The organism is Blautia sp. MSJ-9 (genome assembly GCF_018919065.1).
Classification (GTDB): Bacteria; Bacillota; Clostridia; order Lachnospirales; family Lachnospiraceae; genus Blautia_A.
This window is the reverse complement of sequence record NZ_JAHLQG010000031.1, coordinates 43,036-61,668: the sequence shown is the minus strand read 5'-3', so window position 1 is coordinate 61,668 and position 18,633 is coordinate 43,036. Positions and strand designations below refer to the sequence as shown.

Sequence of the window (18,633 nt, the reverse complement as noted above, 5' to 3'; positions counted from 1 at the left end):
AAAGGATTATTATAAGTTGTGTCTAACTTTAAAAATCTTCCTATACTATTCGGAATTATTTTGAAGTTTTGTTGAATTACATGAAAATACTTGACAAATTAGGAAAAGTGTGTTATTCTAAATAAAAATCAAACAGAACAAATGTATCTAGGTATGCTTTGCATAAGGCATAATATAATTAGGCACTAACAGCAATCAATTTTAAAATGGGAAAGCCCAAGTTACAAGGTGGATTCCCTAAAAAATTGGTTGCTTTTTTATTGTCAAAATTTTGAAAATGAGGTTAAACAAATGAGCGAAACGAAATATTATACGATTTTTTCACAAAGACTGATGAGTAAATTAATTGCACAGGGGTTTGTGCTGGTAAATATGCGACCAGATGAAAGAGGAAGTGGCAGAAATGTCTTTTACTTTCGTAATACTCCAGAACTTCGACAAGCCGTTGAAAAATACAAAAACAGATAGTTGAGGGAGAAGAAACAAATGAGTGAAACTAAATATATTTCTGAAATTATTTCGGAGGAAGAGATTAACAGATGGAAACCAGGAGATAATATCTTTCTTTATAATGGCACTGGAACGGGAAAAACAACATTTGTAAATAATAAGCTGGCTAACTTTGTGCAGTTACAAGGGAAAAAAATTCTTCAATTAGAGCCACGATTACTTTTGAAGAGGCAGCAGAGAAAAGAGGTTACTACTGCTGCCATTGATGTCGAATCCTATCAATCACTTGAGTCGATAAAAAACTTTGAAAAGTATTTAATTGTTGTGTTGGACGAGTGCCACTATCTTTTTTCGGATAGTGGAATCAATGACCTTACTGACAGACACTACAACATATTAAAGAGTTTAAACTGTATAAAAATCTGGATAACTGCAACGCCAGATGATGTTTTTGAGTATTTTCATAGTAATTTGATGGATTACAAGCTATACCCGAAAGATTATACCGAATCAAAAGTGATTAACGAGATTTATACATATAAATCCGATGAAGAACTTGAAAATATTCTTGAATTTGTGGCACATGACACAAATGTAAAAGCTATGGTTGTTATGAGCAGCACAAAGAAATTACTGAAAATGTATAGAAAATATGAAGACGTATCTTCGATTGTGCTTGGTTCTGGTAATTTAAGCGGAAAGACAGCCAAAATGAAAAAAGCAATATCATCAGAAATTGCGAAAATCTCAGAGGATAAAGTTTTTTCCGGACAAAAGTTTCTATTTGGTACATCTGCATTAGATTGTGGCGTATCTATGAGAGACTATAGCTTTTCAATCATAATCATTGATGGCATTTATGATATACAGACCATTAAACAGATTGTTGGTCGTAAGAGAAAACAGGATGATTGTGACGTAGCAGCTCTTTATATAAGAAATATCTCAAATAGTACGCTCAATGGCTTTAATTCTGCCGAAAAACGGTGGATAAAACCGGCGCATATATTATTGACGAAGGGCATTGATTACTACTTAGAATGGTATCTGAAAAATGGGAACAGATACCCGGACAAGCACCGAATAATCCGGGACGAAAAAATAAATGGTGTACTGACAAAGACAGTGAACGATAAAAAGCTGACATTTTTTGAAAATCGCATTCAGCGCACAACGGATATGATTCGCCGGGGCAAGAATGGTTTTTTGTTGACATTAAAAGATGCTTTTGGTATCAATATAAGTCCCTGGAATGACGATGCAAAGATTTATACAGAAAAATTATTGGAAGATCACTACCAGAAACAAACGGTTTGGTGGAATCGGTCGGAAACACAAGAATTTGCTAAATCACTGGGATTTACAGATAAATATCGGCATATCATTACAAGCTATAAAGCTATAAATGCCATACTTGAAAATCAATACAAGAGTACATATAGAATTGTATGCAAGCGAAAAAAGAAAAAAGTTGATGGAAAAGTCAAACGGTTTGACAATGTGTGGATGATTGAAAAGAGCAGATAATGAACAAAGGGGGGCTTTCTGACCGCAAAGCTATTATTATAACTCTGCGGTTAAAAACACCCCCCCTAGATAAAAAAGTATTATATATGGACTTATCTGGGATAAGGACATAGCGTCACGAAAGTGACAAGAGTAAAGCCAACACTCTGTGTTGTCTGCCACTCAAAGATTCGTGGCATTTTAAACAAAATCAAAGTTCTTTTCTTACATGAGAAGAATTTTGTTGTAGATATAAATATTCTTATCAGTGCATGATATCGTGCCAGAGAAGCTTTGACTTCTTATGAGGTATCGGCTGGCACTCTGCCGACCAATGAAGAAAGATAAAGGGTATTTTCATATATATATAATTTGATAAGTAGGTGGTTTGGCGAAAACTATATCATACATTTATTTTTTCTCTCTGGTTGGGGCGTTAGCCTATATATAAATTTAAAATAAGGAAAAAGGAGTAACATACTATGAAACGTCAGCAGATGATTAGAAGATATTCCGAGATACAGAATTGTACATACGAACAAGCGGAGTTTGCTATTGATACGGTGGCAACACTGATATGTGAGGGATTGACGGAGGACGGAAAAGCGTCATTAAAATATGTGGGAAAATTCGAAATCAGAAATTATAAGGAACATAAAGGATTTGACTTTCGTAATGGAAGAAGTTTGGAAATTCCGGCGCATAATAGAATTAAATTTACACCAAGCGAAAAATTACGAGAAGAGATTTTGTATAAGGAAATTGTAAATAAGTAAAATTGTATTCCTGTTGGTTGGGAGAGGGTAAGGGATAAATATAGAATAATACAAATACATAATGGATGCAGAGCATTATTCTGTTTATCTGCATTTTTGCTCGAACATTTATTACTTTTTAAGTAAAATAAGCTGAAAAGTAAGCAAAAAAGAGTTTTACCGAGCTTAGTGCAAAATATCTTTTAGCTTTTGCATTTGTTCCTTAAATTGTTGAACTTCTTCTTCAGTTTCTTTTTTTATGATTGTGAATGTACGTATGAATGTCTATTTGTTCTTTTATGGCGATTATCAAGATAAAAATTAGAACTATAAGAACTTCCATAGACGATCCTCCTGTTAAGGTTATAGAGATGGTATGGTTAGCAAATGTTTTAGTTTATTTATATCAACTTATGGTAAGATAGCCACGATAAAGTGAGCTATCCTATTGAGGCTACATAGTAGCGACAATAACAATAGAATTGTCAGCAGTAACAGTATTGGCATATGATTCAGCAGATTCTAATGTTGAAAAATGTCTTTCATTAACAATTCTGCTGCCAAATAGTCCAACTTCGACGACAATTACCTTGTAAAAGCAGTTGAAATTTAGTAACATTTGCTTTACCTCCTTATTTAGTTGGTGTGAATATAACATATTTAGGATTTAAAGTCAATAAAAAGTCAGAATAAATAAAAATAATAGTATCAGTTATCAGATTTTATTTGTATCACCTTATCAAGAAGATTGAGTAATTGTTTTATTTTTCTTTCCTGATAATTAATGTAGTGCCACATGATGCATATAATAATTGGTACGGAACATGAAAAAATAGCCGCACATACATAATACAAAGTAATGTGATTTGTGACTTTAGATGTAAAACAATGAAACATACAGAAACTCATAAATGCAATGAACAATAATGAAGTTAAGGCTTTAAATATCTTTTTCATTTGGTGGAATCCTCCCTTGAATAAATTATAGTCACTTTCCTGATTATAGTCAACAATATAACTATCATTTATGCTTAAGTATATTGTTGAAAGGGGGATGCAGTGTTGATAGAGTATAGTCCATTCTGGGATACATTGAAAAATTCGCAAGAATCAACTTATACGTTAATTCATAAGCATCATGTGTCTGGCGCTATCGTAGACAAATTGCGAAAAAACAAACCATTAAATACGACGACTCTGAATGACCTTTGCCGCATTTTCAATTGTCAGATACAGGATATTTGTCAATACATGCCATCCGACGAAGATCAAAAGTTATAAGAAAGCTTGCCAGTAAGTAAATTGGTGGGCTTTTTTTATTGCTATAAAACCGTCAAAATATCATCTACGAGAAAGAAATAAAACAAAAGTGTCAAAATATATTGACAAATAGTTAATTTGATTATATGATGAGGTTATCAAAATAACTAAAGTTTAAATGACACTATAAAAGGGGGAAAGAATATGTGTAAGACGTTTGCATATATGAGAATCAGTACAAAAGAAGAACGTGGTAAGCAGAAGTTTACAAGACAAGAACAGGCTATTGAGAGATGGTGTAGAGAAAATAATATAGAAATCCCAGAACGTAGAATCTACCGAGATGATGCAAGCGGAAAGAGCTTTGAACGTCCGTCATGGAAAGAATTAATACAGGATATACAAATAGGTGATACAATCGTATTCAAGGATATTTGCAGATTTACAAGAGAATATGAAAACGGATTTAAAGAGTATATGAAATTACTTGATAAGGGAATCAATCTTGTATTTCTTGATAATCCTACTATTAGTACTGAATATATAAAGAATATGATGGGGGTTGCAGAACGGCAGCAGAACAGGATTGCTAAGAAATCTTTAAAAGATACAATAGAGTTGTTAATCCTTGTTGAATTAGACAGAGCAGAACAGGAAAGAGAAATAACTGTCAAACGTATTAAAGACGGAATAGCTGCAAGTAATAAGAAATCGGGGCGCAAAACAGGACAGCTTGATAAGATGACACCAGAACTTAAAGCAGATATTCAGAAGTTTCTTGTGGATCGAAGCATAAAACAAGTAGATCTGATGAATAAATATCATATAAGCAGAAACACATTAAAAAAATATATTACAATTGTAAGTTCAAAAGAATGAGATAAGTCCGGGGGGAAACTCCCGGATTATTCTATTTGGGTTAAAGGGCTTATGTTTTTATTAGAATGAGAAAAGTAGCTGCCTATGTGCAAGCAGGGGGGATTATTTACATTTTTAAGAAATACCAAACGTAATAAGTCTGCTTTCGTGGTATCCATTAGTGTCATTCATTTAGTGTAAGTTCGAACAGAAAAAAGACCCGGCATAATACCGAGTCTTTTAGCTATTCATGTATGGATGTAACAATTCCATTATCCAAAAAAATATATCTGCTGGAATCATATGACCACATTTCACTAACATTGTTCGCTGTTGTAGTTTTACTGATATCCGTTGGACTTCCCCAAGTAGAATTTCTAACTTCATCAGCAGTCATTCCTACTGCTGGATCTATTTTTAAACTCTCGATAGCAGCTTGTTTTTGAAAATCATCTATATATTCTCTGAAATATTCAACTAATGCGGGTTGGATCAAATATTGGTCAGGGTAATCTAACGTATAAGTGTATACTGTATAAATCATCTCAGGTGTTACATTATCATTTAGAATGTCATTTAATTTATTTCGTGTACTTTCGTTTGCATCTTCATAGTATTTAGACATGTCACGTAAGCGTGAACTTGCGCATTTTAAACTTGCGTCTTGACCTATTGCGTCAGTGTGATTGCAGTATTTGTCATAATATTGAACCAACTCTTCAGTATTTTTGGAAAATTCCCTGTATGATGTTTGACAGGCAGTAAATGTTGTTAAAGTAGCAACAACTAATAAAGTAAATACTTTTTTCATTTTAGATATCTCCGTTATTTGATTACGTTTTTGTGTCCACAATAATCGCATTCATATGTATTGTTATATAAATTTGTGCAATGGATGGGACGATAGTCACTATAGATTACTTTGCTACAGTATGTACAGCGAACTTCGCCACCGGAATATCCGGAACTGCTGCTAAAGCATGATCCTAAGAGCGAAAAAATAGCGATTACAAAAATGATAATTATAAAGTAACCAGACCATTGAGACTTTTTCGTTGTGTTTGTACTCATTCTTATGTACCTCCCTCTATAAAAGTTGACTAAATTTGGAATAAGTTGACCATTGGATGTATACATTATAGCCTAAGCCTTTGATATAATCAAGATAAAAATATGGTTTAAAAAGTTGACTAATATTGGAAAAATGAGGTAATTATATGACATTTGGCGATAATCTGAAACGATTGCGACAAGAGAACAATTTAACACAAGAACAATTAGCAAAAAAACTAGGAATTAGCAAATCCTCGATATCATTTTATGAACATTCTAAAAAAACGCCATCTCCAGACATTGTGGCGCAATTTAGTGAAATCTTTAATGTTTCAATGGATATGCTGATGGGAATAAATAAGCCGCTAAAAGATCAAAGTATAGATGTATCAGGACTGACACCGAAAGAGATAAAAGTAATTGAAAACTTGATTGATGTAATGAGAAGTGGAAGAGATTGAGAAGCCTGGCATAAGTCGGGCTTTTATTTTGGTTCAAAAAGACTTGTCTTTTTTTAAATATATATTATAATGAAGTGTATCAAGGTTATTTCTATGTTGGTGGGTAAAACTCAATACTCTGAAAAGGGAAAACAGCATCAACCAGCAGTAAAAAATTAAACATAAAATTGACCTTGTAGATTTGTAGTAGTGCAGATCTTCAAGGTCTTTTTTTATTGGATTTTAGGGAAAAACCTTGATTTGTGCAACTTTTTTAGCACACAAATAAAAATCAAATTTTATTTAGTTCAGGATAATGGATATTACCTTTTGAAAGATAACGTAAATTTGCAAGAATAATAAAAAATGAAATAATCAGCGAAGCACTGAATGGATTCTTCGTGATTATAACGAAAAAGACCTCTGGGTTACCGGGGGTCTTTTTGTGATTATGTAGAAAATTGCGGAAATGGAAAACACATCTTGAAATGGAAAAAGTTTTCAACTATAATCGCTCTGATATCTGATGAAAAGTCAGGTAAATAAAATAATTTAAGAAAGGAATTTAGGGGGTATTGGAATGCAGACAGACATGACAGTTGGGAAACCAATGAAGATGATACTAGACTTTACTGTACCTGTATTTATAGGTAATGTATTCCAGCAGTTTTACAACATGGCAGATGCCATAATCGTAGGAAAATTCGTAGGAACCAAAGGACTTGCAGCAGTAGGCTCCACAGGAACTATCATGTTCCTGATCATCGGTTTTCTTATGGGACTCACAGCCGGATTTACAGTTCTTACCTCACAGAAATTTGGTGCAGGAAAGATGGATGAGATGCGCCAGTCAGTAGGAAATGCGGGATTGTTATCCATTATTATTTCTGTGATCATGACCATCGGCAGCATGGTGGGAATGAGATCACTGCTGACACTGATGAATACACCGGAAGATATTTTTCAGGATGCGTATACTTACATTATGATCATCTGTGGAGGCATTTTTGCCCAGGTATTATATAATATCCTGGCGAGTATCCTGAGAGCTCTGGGAAACAGTAAGACACCATTGTATTTCCTGATCCTTGCGGCACTTCTGAATATCGTGCTTGACCTGGTATTTATCATTGTTTTCCATATGGGCGTTGCAGGTGCTGCGTGGGCAACCATCACGGCACAGGGAGTATCAGGCGTACTCTGCCTAGTCTATATCATAAAATGTGTACCGGAACTGAGGTTAAAGAGAGAGGACTGGAGATTCCGTTCGGGGATTGCAAAAAATGAGATCATGGTAGGAATTCCTATGGGACTTCAGTATTCTATCACAGCGATTGGAACCATGATGGTGCAGTCAGCACTGAATATCCTGGGTTCTTATGCGGTAGCAGCATTTACAGCAGGCAATAAGATTGAGAACATTTTTACGCAGGCATACGTTGCGATCGGAACTACAATGGCAACTTACAATGCACAGAACATTGGTGCCCGCAAGCTTGACAGAGTGAGACAGGGATTTAATAGCGCACATATCGTAGGGATCATTTATGCCATTGTGACAGGTGTAATTATTTTCTTCTTTGGAAAATATCTGTCCTATCTGTTTATCTCAGATAATGCGGCAGAGGTTATTCCAATGGTTGACACTTATGTAAAATGTGTTGCAGTATTCTTCATTCCGCTGCATTTTGTCAATGCACTGCGAAATGGTATCCAGGGAATGGGATATGGACTGCTTCCTATGCTTGCAGGCGTAGCTGAACTTGCAGGCCGAGGTATCACAGCCATGATCGCAGCAGCTCATAAGAGTTACTTTGGTACATGTATGGCCAGCCCTATGGCGTGGGTACTTGCAGGCGGGCTTCTGATCATCATGTATTTCTATGTCATGAAAGATATGAAACGCAGACTGGGACTGTAGAAGTTCAGGCAGTTAATTGCCCGTTTATAAAATCTTTAAAAAAAAATTAAGAAAAAAGTGAATACTACATGCAAACTGGAAGAATTATGTTATAATGAGAAAGCTGACAAAAGCGAATGAAACAGTAACACTTATTTATCGAGGAGAAAATAGATGGGCAACAAAGAGGAAAGAAACAATACTGCATCGGAAGGCAGCACAGAGGCAGTAAACAGACCCCGCAAGTCTGCAAGACCCGGACGGATTGCATATGTGCCGATCAGTGACGAGGATCTTGCACCATACGAACCACCTGTCTGTAAGAAACATAAAGGGTTAAAGATTACGGGAATCGCAGCCGCTATGGTGCTAGTAAGTGCAGGTGCAGCATATGCAGGAATGTCATATTATTACTCTGACAAATTTTTTGAAGGAACTTCCATCAACGGCATCGACTGTTCCGGCAAGACTGCATATGAGGCAGAGCAGGAGATTGCGAAGACGGTAGATGGGTATTCCATAGAAATAGATGCCAGAGATCAGGATCCTGAGACAATTAAAGGAGATCAGATCGGCTACAGCTATGTTTCTGACGGAAGTATTCTTAAACTTCTGAAAGCACAGAAACCATATGAATGGATCCAGGGCTATTTTGAGAAGAAGAACTATACAGTAACAGAGAACACCACTTATGATAAAGAAAAACTGAAAGAACAGGTCAAAGCACTGAACTGTGCACAGGAGGAGAATCAGGTGGCACCGGAGAATGCATATGTTGCATACGGTGATTCCCAGTTCGAGATCGTCCCTGAGACTGAAGGAAGCGAGCTTAATTTAAGAGAAGCATACAACGTTCTTTCAGAAGCTGTTTCGGAGAATGAGACATCTGTCGATTTTAACAGTAATCCAGATGTTTATGTGAAGGCAGACATCACCAGCGACAGTCCGGATCTGCAGGCTTCACTTGATGCATGCAACAATTTTACAAATGCAAGCATCACTTATACTTTTGGAGATGAGACAGTAACACTGGACGGAAACACGATCAAAGACTGGCTTAACTTTGATGAGAAGGGTCAGTTGATCATGGATGATGCATCCTTCCAGCAGAATATTGCCAATTATGTGGCACAGCTTGCAGCTTCACATGATACAGTGGGAACTGAGAGAGAATTCCAGACAACAAGCGGCAGAACAGTCAGTGTCTACGGTTCCGCATATGGATGGCAGATCGATCAGGCATCTGAAGTGGCACAGCTGACGCAGGAGATCCGGTCAGGAACACAGACTACCAGAGAGCCGGTTTATTCTATGACAGCGAATGCTCACGGATATAATGATATCGGTGATACTTACATTGAAGTAGACTTGAGTGAACAGCACATGTATTATTATCAGAATGGTGCGGATATTTTTGAATCAGACATCGTTTCCGGCGATATGCGTTATTCTGACCGCCAGACTCCTTCAGGTATTTATACACTCTATTATAAACAGAGTCCGGGAGTGCTCAGAGGTAAACAGCTTGCAAACGGTAAATATGAATATGAAGCAAAGGTAAATTACTGGATGCCGTTTAATGGAGGCATTGGTTTCCATGATGCGGACTGGCAGCCGTATTTTGGAGGTGACCGTTATCTGGAAGGCGGATCTCACGGATGCATCAATATGCCGCCTGACAAAGCAGGAGAACTTTATAACATTATTGAGTGTGACGTGCCGATTGTGTGCTTCTACTAAAAAGGATATTACGGGACTGTTGTGCAGGCAATAGTCCCGTAATTTTAACCGAATCAAGTAGCGAAGCGGATTATGAATATTCGCTTGACAATGTTTTGAGTTGTCATATAAGAAAATTGGAAGGAGAATAATTGTGGATTCTTTAGATCTGATATTAACAATTGCTGCTCTTGTAATAGGCGTAATGCTTCTGACAGGACATGGAAGTGTTTTTATGAAAGGTGGAAATGCAGAAGCACGAAAGAAATTTTACGATGAGAAGAAGATGGAGAAGGGCTGTGGTGTAGCGTTGATTCTGATTGGTATTTTGACAGGAATTGATATGTTTACAACAGGAATGACTTTTAAGATTGGATACATAGTAGTTCTGCTGATTATCATTGTTGGTCTGATGTATTATCTGAGAGTAAAATGTAGAAAAACAGAAAAAGAAAAATAGAATAGAATTTAAAGGGGATTGTTCACGATTGAAAGAGCGTGTACAATCCTTTTTGCGTTTCTTGATATTTTATGTTAAGATAGAGAAAGCTATCAGAGAGTAAATGAGGAAACCAGTAAAGAAGATGAAATATAATAACATAGAAAAAGCAGTCTTTCAAAACAGACCGAATCGCTTCATTGCACAGGTAGAATTAGGGGGACATACAGAAACCGTACATGTGAAGAATACGGGAAGATGCAGAGAACTGCTAATTTCGGGAACAGAAGTAATTCTGGAAAAGAGTTCCAACCCTGACAGAAAGACGAAATATGATCTGATTTGTGTAAACAAATCCGGTCGATGGATCAATATGGATTCTCAGGTACCAAACAAAGCAGCAGCAGAATGGATCAGAAACGGCGGTCTTTTTCCGGAAGAAGTGACAGTGAAGACAGAAAAAACTTACGGTAATTCCAGATTTGACATCTATGTGGAGTCAGAACAGAGAAAAGCATTTATTGAAGTGAAAGGTGTGACTCTTGAGGCAGATAACATTGCCAGATTTCCGGATGCACCTACCGAGAGAGGGATAAAACATGTGGAAGAACTGATCCGGTGTCTTGAAGATGGTTATGAGGCATATCTTCTGTTTGTGATCCAGATGAAAGGGGTTAAGAGGTTCGAACCTAACTGGACGACGCATCATGAATTTGGCGAAGCACTGCAGAGAGCACAGAAGGCAGGTGTAAAACTGATCGCAAGAGACTGTCTGGTCACAGAGGATACGATCAAGATACAGGATCCTGTCGAAATATGTTTAGTGGAGAAAAATCATGCTTGAAGAAATTGTAATACCTCTGGTAAAATGGTACAGAGACAATAAGAGAATACTTCCATGGAGAGATAAACAAAATGCGTATTATACATGGGTATCTGAAATTATGCTGCAGCAGACCAGAGTAGAAGCAGTGAAACCGTATTTTCAGCGTTTTATCACAGAACTTCCGGATATAGAAGCACTGGCAGACTGTCCGCAGGAGAAGCTTCTGAAGTTATGGGAAGGACTGGGGTATTATAACCGTGTCCGAAACATGCAGGAGGCGGCTCTGACTGTAAAAAAAGAATATAATGGCAGATTACCTGAGGATTATCAGGCTCTTCTGTCGTTAAAAGGAATAGGAAGCTACACTGCCGGTGCCATAGCATCTATTGCATACGGAATATCAGTTCCTGCAGTAGACGGAAATGTACTGCGTGTAATTTCCAGAATTACAGAGAGTACGGAAGATATCAGTAAGCAGTCTGTTCGCAAAAAGATAGAGCAGCAGATTCAGAAGATTATGCCGGCAGAATGTCCGGGGGACTTTAATCAGGCATTGATGGAACTGGGTGCTGTTATATGTGTCCCTAATGGTCAGGCAAAATGTGAAGAATGTCCTGTGGCATCTGCCTGTCTGGCACGAAAGCATGACAAAGTGGATGATATTCCTGTAAAAGCACCAAAGAAAGCCAGAACACTGGAAAACAAAACTGTATTTATAATTCAGGATGGAGAATATACAGCCATCAGAAAGCGCCCAGAGGCAGGGCTGCTGGCAGGATTGTATGAACTGCCGAATATACAGGGACATCTGGACAGAGAGGAAGCCATTTCCTATGTTGAAGGTCTGGGACTTGATCCCCTGTATATAGAGAAACTTCCGCCTGCAAAGCATATTTTCTCCCATATTGAATGGAGAATGCAGGCATACAGAATAAAGGTCTCATCCCTGAAGAGAACACAGGATAAAGAACTTATTTTTGCAACCAGAGAACAATCCGGTAAACAATACGCAATTCCATCTGCTTTTGGAGCGTATGCAAAGTATATCAAGGAGGAAACAAGATGAAACTGTTAAGTATTGCGATTCCATGTTATAATTCTCAGGATTATATGGAGAAGTGTATAGAGTCATTATTAGTAGGAGGAGAGGAAGTTGAGATTCTGGTCGTTGACGACGGATCCTCAGACAGAACTGCTGAGATCGCCGATGCTTATGCGGCGAAGTATCCTACGATCGTGAAAGCTATCCACCAGGAGAACGGCGGCCACGGAGAGGCTGTAAATGCAGGTATCAGAAATGCTACAGGTCTGTATTTTAAAGTAGTAGACAGTGATGACTGGGTAAATAAAGAAGCATATATCAAGATTCTGGAGACTTTATATGAATTGTTAAGAGGTCCGCAGACAGTAGACCTTCTGATCAGTAACTTTGTATATGAGAAACAGGGTGCAGCCCGCAAGAAGGTTATGCAGTACCGCAGATGTCTGCCGCAGGACAGAGTATTCGGATGGGAAGAGGTAAAACATATGCCAAAGGGTAAATACCTTCTGATGCATTCCATGATCTACCGTACCGAACTGCTTCATGAATGTGGTCTGGAGTTGCCGAAGCATACATTCTACGTAGATAATCTGTTTGCTTTTGAACCACTTCCATATGTAAAGAATCTCTACTATCTGGATGTGAATTTCTACCGCTATTTTATCGGCAGAGATGATCAGTCCGTTAATGAAAAAGTAATGATCAAACGTATCGACCAGCAGATCCGTGTAAACAAACTGATGGTAGATGCTTATATTAACTGTCCAAATACAGATAAACATCTGAAAAATTATATGTTCAGCTATCTGGATATTATCACAACGATCTCTTCCATTATGCTGATCCGCGCAGATACAGAGGAATCATTACAGAAGAAAAAAGAACTTCTTGAGTACATCAAACTGAAGAACCGTGCTGTGTACAGAAGACTGCGCCACAGTCTCTTCGGCAGAGTCATGAATCTCCCTGGAAGGGGCGGCAGAAAGGTGTCTGTAGCAGCATATAAGATCAGCCAGAAATTCTATGGATTCAATTAATTTTATCTGACAGTATTTGCCTGATCTAACAAAACCAGGTAAACAGCGAAGCGCATGATTTTATCTGTCTGACTAAATTACAAATAAATTTTGAATATCAAAAAAGCAGAACACCTGATAAGAAACAAATAGTTGTTTCAGACAGGTGTTCTGCCTTTATTTTTTAACCGAATCAAGTAAGTCCCTTGTTTCAATTGCGAATATCCGTTTGACTATTAATTTTCACTTTTTTTTCTTTCTGCATTTCTGAAATAATCGGCTCTGGAAGATTCAGTCACCTTTCTTGGGTAAAAAACCACAAAGCCAAACAATGCAAGTGTAGCGCCCATACATACATCAATTACAGAATGCTGCTTCAGGAACATCGTTGACATGATGATCAGAGAAGTAAGGGTAAGGGACGCAGCCTTTACAAGCTTCTTATCTCGAAGAGCCTCACAGTTTGTAAGCGACATATGAATCGCAAGAGAATTAAATACATGGATACTCGGAAGAATGTTTGTAGGAGTATCTGTACTGTACAGCCACTTTACTGCAGATGTGAAGAAGTTGTCCCTTGGAAATTCTGTCGGGCGTAAATGCTGGGCATTCGGATAAACGTAAGAAACGATCAGAAAAACGGTCATTCCCATCATAAGATTAAATGCCAGCTGATAATATTCATGTTTATTCTTATTAAAAAAGATAAAATAGGCTACCGCCAGGATCATATATGGAAACCATAACATGTAAGGAACAATAAAGAACTCACAAAATGGAATCCAATCGTCAAAAACTGTATGTACGATATGATAGCTGTGGATTGGTCTGTGCTCCAACCAGCCAAACATCAGAATATAAACAATGCTGTAAATAATAATAACAAGTCCGTGTCGATATTTGTCAATAAAACGCTTCACAATGTCACCTTCCTTGTATGATCTGTTATGAACGATAATCTGTATTAATTCTGTAACGCTTTATTTCTTTCATTATCATATCATCTTCATACTTTTTTTACAAATAAATTTTCTCATAAAGTATATAAAAATTTTATTAAAAAAATCGGAAATAAAATGTGGGATTTTACAAAGTTTTAACGGAAAGTCAAACAAAGATTTAACGGGGAATCTTTATACTAAGACTAATGAATTAAATAAAGAGGCTTTTATTTCTGTGTAAAACAGAGATATCTGCCAGTAAAAAATATTAAAAATGGAGAAAAACAAAATGATATATTTGGTAGAAGATGATGAGAGCATTCGTGAACTGGTAATTTACACCCTGAAAAGTCAGGGATTTGAAGCAAAGGGTTTCGAGAGACCATCCCTTTTCTGGAAAGCACTTGAAAAAGAACAGCCGGTATTGTTGCTTCTGGATGTTATGCTTCCTGAAGAAGACGGTATTTCCATATTGAAAAAACTGCGCATGCGTCCTGATACTCGGAAACTTCCGATCATCATGCTGACTGCCAAGAGCAGTGAATATGATACAGTAGTAGGCCTGGACAGCGGAGCAGACGATTATATTCCAAAGCCCTTCCGAATGATGGAACTGATTTCCAGAATCCGTGCATTGCTGAGAAGAACAGAAGATGACGGTGTAGAGGAATATCAGATAGGAAATCTCTATGTCTGCCCTGCAAGACATATCGCCACAGTGGATAAACAGAATGTAAACCTTACGTTAAAGGAATATGAAGTTTTATGTCTGCTGCTGAAGAACAGCGGAACCGTTCTCTCAAGAACACAGCTTCTGAATCAGGTATGGGGATACGAATTTGACGGAGAGAGCAGAACAGTGGATGTACATATCCGAACACTGAGACAGAAACTGGGTACAGCAGGAGAACTGGTGGAAACAGTACGTGGAGTTGGATATAAGATTGATATAAAGCAGGATTGATATAAAGTAGGCAGAATTATTTGTAAATTAGACCTATCTATGCTATACTTTCATAAGAGAAAAAATCAGCGGTCAGGGCAATAGAAAACCCTGGCTGCAGATTTTTTATGCCATAGAAAATTATCAGAAAAGTATTTCATAATATTTCAATGACATAAAAAGGAGTTTATCTATGAAATCATTAATAATAGCAGAGAAGCCATCTGTTGCCAGAGATATTGCCAGAGTCCTTCACTGTACGCAGAAAGGCAACGGAACTCTGGAAGGAAAAGAATATGTAGTTACCTGGGCACTGGGGCATCTTGTGACACTGGCAGATCCTGAGGAATACGATAAGAAATATACAAAATGGGAAATGTCCACACTTCCCATGATGCCGGATAAGATGAAACTGGTAGTCATCCGTCAGACCGGTAAACAGTACAATGCAGTTAAAACACAGCTTTACAGAAAAGATATCAAAGATATTATCATTGCCACAGATGCCGGACGAGAAGGAGAACTGGTTGCCCGTTGGATTCTTGATAAAGCAGACTGCCACAAACCAATCCGCAGACTTTGGATCTCATCTGTTACAGACAAAGCGATCAAAGAAGGCTTTGCGAATCTGAAGAACGGACATGAGTACGATAACCTGTACAGAGCAGCAGCTGCAAGAGCAGAGGCAGACTGGCTCGTAGGAATGAACGGAACCAGAGCACTCACCTGTAAATACAATGCGCAGCTTTCCTGTGGACGTGTACAGACACCGACACTTGCAATGATTGCGAAAAGGGAAGAGGAGATCCGTGCATTTAAGCCAAAAGAATATTACGGGCTTACGCTGAAAGCCGGAGATGTTATCTGGACATGGAGAGAATCAAAGAGTAAGAGTTTCAGAACTTTTAATAAAGAGAAAGCAGAGGAAATCGCATCTGCTGTCCGAAATCAGGCACTGGAAGTATCTTCCGTAACCAGTAAAGAAAAGAAATCTTTTGCGCCGGGCTTATATGACCTGACTACATTACAGAGAGAAGCAAATCAAAGATATGGTTATTCAGCCAAACAGACACTGAACATTATGCAGCGTCTGTATGAGAATCATAAAGTCCTTACGTATCCGAGAACAGATTCCAGATATATCGGCAAAGATATTGTACTTACGATCAAAGAACGTCTGAAAGCCTGCGCAGTCGGACCGTACAGAAAACTGGCAGGAGCACTGATGAATCAGCCGATCCGTGCAAACGGAAGCTTTGTGGATGATAAAAAGGTCAGTGATCATCATGCGATCATTCCTACAGAACAGTTTGTCCAGCTTGATCATATGACAAATGAGGAGCGAAAGATTTACGACATGGTAGTACGCAGATTCTTAAGCGTGCTGTATCCGCCGTTTATTTACGAGCAGGTAAGTATGGAAGGAAAGACAGTTGGAGAACTGTTTGCAGCCAGCGGTAAAGTTGTAAAGAGCGTCGGATGGAAAGAAGTGTACGAGAATATGGACACAGATGGAAGCGATGACGATATAGATTCGGCTGATGAATCTCAGAAACTGAAAGATCAGAACCTTCCTCAGATGAGAGAAGGTGAGAAGCTACATATTGATAGTGTATCCATGAATACAGGCAAGACAAAACCGCCTGCGAGATTTACAGAAGCTACACTTCTCGCTGCGATGGAGAATCCTGTACGATATATGGAGAGTCACGATGTGAAAGCTGTGAAAACTCTTGGCGAGACAGGCGGTCTGGGAACCGTTGCCACCAGAGCAGATATTATTGAGAAACTTTTTAATAGCTTTCTTATGGAAAAGAAAGGCAATGAAATCCATTTGACTTCCAAGGCAAAACAGCTCCTGGAGCTGGTACCTGAAGAACTACGCAAACCGGAGCTGACTGCAGACTGGGAGATGAAGCTGGGAAATATCGCCAAGGGCAAGATGAAGCAGGAAACATTCTTAAAAGAAATCCGAAATTATACCTGCGATATTGTAGATGAGATTAAGACTGGAGAGGGGATCTTCCGTCATGATAATCTTACAAACAAGATCTGTCCAAATTGCGGCAAGAAGCTTCTTGCAGTTAACGGAAAGAATGCAAAGATGCTGGTGTGTCAGGACAGAGAATGTGGTTACAAAGAGACTGTATCCAGAACTACTAATGCACGCTGTCCAAAGTGTCATAAACGTATGGAAATGTATGTGAAAGGTAAGGAAGAAACATTTATCTGTGCCTGCGGATACAAGGAGAAACTCTCTGTTTTCCAGGCAAGAAGAGCCAAAGAAGGCGCAGGAGTCAACAAGCGTGATGTCCAGAAATATATGAGACAGCAGCAGAAGGAAGCCAAAGAACCGGTAAATAATGCATTTGCACAGGCACTTGCAGGATTGAAACTGGATTAGAGATAGAAAGGATGAAACAGATATGGCAGTACAGGATGATCATATGATAAGAAATATTCAGGATGTAGGAAGACTGATCGCAAAGCTTTTGCTCCACGAACAGCAGCCGAATTACACACTTCCTGAGAATGAAGCAGATTATACAGAAGCAGATAAACTTTTTGTAACTATTATGAAACTTGCAGAAGAAGGCAAGATCAATGAAGCAGAGAATGAACTTTATGTAGGTATGGTAGAAGATGACGTAGATTATCTGGAACTGGCACTGACCTTTTACCTGTACCTGAATGATATGGATGGAGATTTCTTGGATAATAATGGATATTCCAGAGAAGAAGTACTTGACGGAATGAAAGAACTTGCTTCTGACTGGGGAGTAACCGGGCTGGAGGCTTTCTGATGCGGAGAGAACAGACGCTGGAAGAGATTTCAGATGGAAAGTTATATGATTCCAATGATATGGTAAAAGCAGACAGCCATAACTGTGAAGGATGCTGTGACTGCTGTCAGGGAATGGGCGATTCAGTAATCTTAGACCCATTTGATGTATACAGATTATCAGTGGGATTAAAGAAACCGGCAGAGCAGTTACTGCAGGAATGTCTGGAACTGGGAGTATCAGACGGCAATATCTTGCCGCATCTTCGAATGACAGGTGCAAATGAGCAGTGTGTCTTCCTCAACAGAGAAGGCCGCTGCAGCATCCATGTTATAAGACCGGGATTCTGCAGATTATTTCCGCTTGGAAGATTTTATGAAGACGGCGGCTTCAAATATATTCTTCAGGTTCACGAATGTCCGAAAACAAACCGCAGTAAGATCAAAGTAAAAAAATGGATTGACACACCGGATCTGAAAAATTATGAGAAATTTGTAAATGACTGGCATTATTTTCTGCTGGACGTACAGGAAGTACTGTATAATGCAGAGGATTCAGAACTAATTAAGAATCTGAATCTCTTTGTGGTAAACAGATTTTATCTTAAACCATACGACCAGAACGAAGATTTCTATCAGCAGTTCTATGAAAGACTGAAAGAAGGCAGAGATCTGTTGGCACTGGCATAAAAAATCAACCTGG

The 18,633-nt window shown here is 38.2% G+C and carries 18 protein-coding genes; 16 read left to right on the top strand and 2 right to left on the bottom strand.

The annotated features are described in order from the left end of the window. The first annotated feature begins 291 nt into the window (after positions 1–291). The 5 genes from KQI87_RS08175 (at position 292) to KQI87_RS08155 (ending at position 4,850) form a co-directional block, all read left to right on the top strand. Entirely contained in the window at positions 292–468 is a 177-nt protein-coding gene (locus tag KQI87_RS08175; RefSeq protein ID WP_182464971.1) for a DUF5659 domain-containing protein, read from the top strand. Positions 469–486: 18 nt separating this feature from the next. Then, the gene (locus KQI87_RS08170) at positions 487–1,977 is read left to right on the top strand and encodes a hypothetical protein (RefSeq protein ID WP_118247701.1); all 1,491 of its coding nucleotides are present in this window, start codon (positions 487–489) and stop codon (positions 1,975–1,977) included. Positions 1,978–2,438: 461 nt separating this feature from the next. Next, positions 2,439–2,732, top strand: coding sequence for an HU family DNA-binding protein (locus KQI87_RS08165; protein ID WP_118247702.1), 294 nt, complete (start codon positions 2,439–2,441; stop codon positions 2,730–2,732). Positions 2,733–3,770: 1,038 nt separating this feature from the next. After that, positions 3,771–3,992, top strand: a complete 222-nt coding sequence (locus tag KQI87_RS17225) for a helix-turn-helix domain-containing protein (protein ID WP_334300730.1) — start codon at positions 3,771–3,773, stop codon at positions 3,990–3,992. A gap of 183 nt (positions 3,993–4,175) precedes the next feature. Beyond that, positions 4,176–4,850, top strand: a complete 675-nt coding sequence (locus KQI87_RS08155) for a recombinase family protein (protein ID WP_118247705.1) — start codon at positions 4,176–4,178, stop codon at positions 4,848–4,850. A gap of 223 nt (positions 4,851–5,073) precedes the next feature. Here KQI87_RS08155 and KQI87_RS08150 read toward each other — a convergent pair whose 3' ends face one another. Continuing rightward, complete coding sequence (locus KQI87_RS08150; protein WP_216459691.1) at positions 5,074–5,640, bottom strand: hypothetical protein; 567 nt, start codon at positions 5,638–5,640, stop codon at positions 5,074–5,076. Between the two features lie 406 nt (positions 5,641–6,046). Here KQI87_RS08150 and KQI87_RS08145 point away from each other — a divergent pair, with 406 nt between their 5' ends. The 7 genes from KQI87_RS08145 to KQI87_RS08115 all read left to right on the top strand — a co-directional run bounded on the left by KQI87_RS08145 (position 6,047) and on the right by KQI87_RS08115 (position 13,285). Then, positions 6,047–6,343: a helix-turn-helix domain-containing protein gene (locus KQI87_RS08145; protein ID WP_118247707.1), complete on the top strand. Its 297-nt coding sequence runs from the start codon at positions 6,047–6,049 to the stop codon at positions 6,341–6,343. Positions 6,344–6,902: 559 nt separating this feature from the next. Continuing rightward, positions 6,903–8,243, top strand: coding sequence for an MATE family efflux transporter (locus KQI87_RS08140; RefSeq protein ID WP_216459690.1), 1,341 nt, complete (start codon positions 6,903–6,905; stop codon positions 8,241–8,243). Positions 8,244–8,396: 153 nt separating this feature from the next. Further along, complete coding sequence (locus KQI87_RS08135) at positions 8,397–9,962, top strand: L,D-transpeptidase family protein (RefSeq protein WP_216459689.1); 1,566 nt, start codon at positions 8,397–8,399, stop codon at positions 9,960–9,962. A 133-nt stretch (positions 9,963–10,095) separates the two neighbouring features. Continuing rightward, positions 10,096–10,401 carry a DUF3784 domain-containing protein gene (locus tag KQI87_RS08130; protein WP_330655748.1) on the top strand — a complete coding sequence of 102 codons (306 nt, stop codon included), beginning with the start codon at positions 10,096–10,098 and terminating at the stop codon, positions 10,399–10,401. A gap of 103 nt (positions 10,402–10,504) precedes the next feature. Then, positions 10,505–11,224 (top strand): DNA/RNA nuclease SfsA, encoded by a 720-nt coding sequence (sfsA, locus tag KQI87_RS08125; RefSeq protein ID WP_330655747.1) that lies wholly within the window; start codon positions 10,505–10,507, stop codon positions 11,222–11,224. After that, positions 11,217–12,272 (top strand): A/G-specific adenine glycosylase, encoded by a 1,056-nt coding sequence (gene mutY, locus KQI87_RS08120; RefSeq protein ID WP_216459688.1) that lies wholly within the window; start codon positions 11,217–11,219, stop codon positions 12,270–12,272. The genes sfsA and mutY overlap by 8 nt, the downstream gene beginning before the upstream one ends. Continuing rightward, positions 12,269–13,285, top strand: a complete 1,017-nt coding sequence (locus KQI87_RS08115) for a glycosyltransferase family 2 protein (protein ID WP_216459687.1) — start codon at positions 12,269–12,271, stop codon at positions 13,283–13,285. Before mutY ends, KQI87_RS08115 begins: the two co-directional genes overlap by 4 nt. A 215-nt stretch (positions 13,286–13,500) precedes the next feature. On the opposite strand, the gene KQI87_RS08110 is transcribed toward KQI87_RS08115, so the two are convergent. Further along, entirely contained in the window at positions 13,501–14,184 is a 684-nt protein-coding gene (locus KQI87_RS08110; RefSeq protein ID WP_216459686.1) for a phosphatase PAP2 family protein, read from the bottom strand. 310 nt (positions 14,185–14,494) lie between these two features. Between KQI87_RS08110 and KQI87_RS08105 the strand changes: the two genes are divergently transcribed. The 4 genes from KQI87_RS08105 to KQI87_RS08090 all read left to right on the top strand — a co-directional run bounded on the left by KQI87_RS08105 (position 14,495) and on the right by KQI87_RS08090 (position 18,620). Further along, positions 14,495–15,169: a response regulator transcription factor gene (locus tag KQI87_RS08105; RefSeq protein ID WP_216459685.1), complete on the top strand. Its 675-nt coding sequence runs from the start codon at positions 14,495–14,497 to the stop codon at positions 15,167–15,169. A gap of 172 nt (positions 15,170–15,341) precedes the next feature. Next, the gene (locus KQI87_RS08100; RefSeq protein WP_216459684.1) at positions 15,342–17,552 is read left to right on the top strand and encodes a DNA topoisomerase III; all 2,211 of its coding nucleotides are present in this window, start codon (positions 15,342–15,344) and stop codon (positions 17,550–17,552) included. 22 nt (positions 17,553–17,574) lie between these two features. Beyond that, positions 17,575–17,952 (top strand): DUF6483 family protein, encoded by a 378-nt coding sequence (locus KQI87_RS08095; RefSeq protein WP_216459683.1) that lies wholly within the window; start codon positions 17,575–17,577, stop codon positions 17,950–17,952. Further along, positions 17,952–18,620, top strand: a complete 669-nt coding sequence (locus tag KQI87_RS08090) for a YkgJ family cysteine cluster protein (RefSeq protein WP_216459682.1) — start codon at positions 17,952–17,954, stop codon at positions 18,618–18,620. The genes KQI87_RS08095 and KQI87_RS08090 overlap by 1 nt, the downstream gene beginning before the upstream one ends. Positions 18,621–18,633 lie beyond the last annotated feature (13 nt).